Genomic DNA, 1191 nt, shown 5'->3' with positions numbered 1-1191 from the left:
CGGTGAAATCGGTGGCACAGCAGAAGAAGAAGCTGCAGCGTTCATTAAAGAGAATGTAACTAAGCCAGTTGTTTCTTACATCGCTGGTGTAACTGCTCCTCCGGGTAAACGTATGGGCCACGCTGGTGCGATTATCTCTGGTGGTAAAGGTACTGCAGAAGACAAATTTGCTGCACTAGAAGCGGCAGGCGTTAAGACGGTTAAGTCTCTAGCAGACATCGGTCAAGGTCTACGTGAAGTAACGGGTTGGTAATTTCTGACTCGTAAAGTAAAAAGCCTGGCATTGCCAGGCTTTTTTGCGTTAAAAAGTACTTATTCTTCGTCAGCGGCTGCGTAGCCATGAGGACCGAGTTCTTTGCCATCTAACCAAGCTTTGCCATCTTGCATGATTAAACGCTCTTCAACGAGCCATTTAGTCACGATAGGGTAAATGGTGTGCTCTTGAGTTTGTACACGCGCAGCGAGTGCTGCTGCATCATCATCTTCAAATACTGGCACTTTTGCTTGAAGAACTACGGGACCGCCGTCTAACTCTTCTGTGACAAAGTGAACACTTGTGCCGTGCTCTTTGTCTTTGGCGTCAATCGCGCGCTGGTGGGTGTGTAAACCCGGGTATTTAGGTAGAAGAGAAGGGTGAATGTTGATCATCTTACCGAGATAGTGCGAAACAAATGCACCGCTAAGAATGCGCATGTACCCAGCAAGAACGACAACATCGGGCTGATACTTGTCAATTTGTTGCATCAACTCGGCATCGAATGCCTCGCGTGACTCGAACGTTATTGGGTCAACAAAGTGGCCATCAACATTAAACTGTTTTGCACGTTCTAGACCGTATGCGTCAGATTTATTAGAAAATACTGCTGCAACGTGTGCGTTAGGCATGTTGTTTTCACAAGCTTCTAAAATGGCTTGTAAGTTACTGCCGTTACCTGAAATTAGGACCACGATGTTTTTCATGATGTTGGAGCTGCCTTGATATTGTAGGTTCTATAAATTACCTACTATTAGAATGGTTTTCGATGTTCCAGATAGCAGAATGAGGACGTGGCGTCCTCATTCATTTTATTTTTTAGCGTGATTCACAAGTTAGTTGATTTCAACTTGCTCTTCATTTGCTTCTGCTTGAGCAATTTCACCAATCACCCATGCGTTTTCGCCTTCTTCTTTAAGAAGTGCAACCGCCGCGTC

Annotated in this window: 1 protein-coding gene and 1 pseudogene; one reads left to right on the top strand and one right to left on the bottom strand. The window is 45.2% G+C overall.

The features are described from left to right. Nucleotides 1–253: pseudogene (locus R7Z50_RS24445) on the top strand (succinate--CoA ligase subunit alpha); the annotation flags it as partial. A gap of 59 nt (nucleotides 254–312) precedes the next feature. Here the strand turns inward: R7Z50_RS24445 and purN are convergent. After that, nucleotides 313–960 carry a phosphoribosylglycinamide formyltransferase gene (purN, locus tag R7Z50_RS24440; protein WP_318149340.1) on the bottom strand — a complete coding sequence of 216 codons (648 nt, stop codon included), beginning with the start codon at nucleotides 958–960 and terminating at the stop codon, nucleotides 313–315. Between the last annotated feature and the right edge of the window lie 231 nt (nucleotides 961–1191).

It is taken from the genome of Vibrio sp. 1249-1 (genome assembly GCF_033340495.1).
Note: the sequence above shows the minus strand (reverse complement) of the source record. Positions and strands in the feature narration are given on the sequence as shown.

What these genes read in the sequence shown, in the direction of transcription:
- purN (WP_318149340.1), bottom strand. Translation starts at nt 960, where the DNA reads ATGAAAAACATCGTGGTCCTAATTTCAGGTAACGGCAGTAACTTACAA.